The organism is Staphylococcus sp. HMSC057A08, from assembly GCF_001812925.1.
In the GTDB taxonomy this organism is placed as follows: Bacteria; Bacillota; Bacilli; order Staphylococcales; family Staphylococcaceae; genus Staphylococcus; species Staphylococcus hominis.
Map to the genome: position 1 here is coordinate 1 of NZ_KV810830.1, position 533 is coordinate 533.

Below are 533 nucleotides of genomic sequence, written 5' to 3' on the forward strand. Positions count from 1 at the left end.
CTTTTTCATCCCTGATTTCTTCAGCTGTCGCATCACCGTTGTTAATCACACCTTGAGCTTCTGAACTAATTCGCTCTGCTTCTGCTTTCTTCGCTCTATAGTTATCTGCTGTTGCTTGCGTCATTCCTGGTGTTGGGTCTTGTTCTGCTATTGCTTCATCAAGTTGACGTTTCGCTTCAACTAACTCACTATTATTTTCTTTGTCATGAAGTAAACTAATCGCTTCAGTAAGTTTTGGTAAGACTGCTTTCACTTTGTCTAATGCTTCTTTCACTTCTGCTGGTGTTGCTTTTTCTTTATTTAACACTTCTTGTGCTTTCGTCTTAGCTTCTTCAATTTCACTTTGTATTCTTCCTAGAGCTTCATTATAAGCAGTGATGCTTGCTGGTTTTTTACCTTCGATAATGCCACGTTGATCTAATTCTGGAAGTTTATGTTGTAATTCTGTTTTATCTGCTCTTAAATCATCTTTCGCTTGATTTAATGCTGTTAATGCTTTTTCTACTTTTACTTTTTCATCCCTGATTTCTTCA

Annotated in this window: 1 protein-coding gene; it reads right to left on the reverse strand. The window is 36.8% G+C overall.

All coding sequences use genetic code 11. The annotated features are described in order from the left end of the window. The coding region (locus tag HMPREF2881_RS00825) for a hypothetical protein (protein WP_256279922.1) at positions 1-533 on the reverse strand (533 nt) is incomplete at both ends.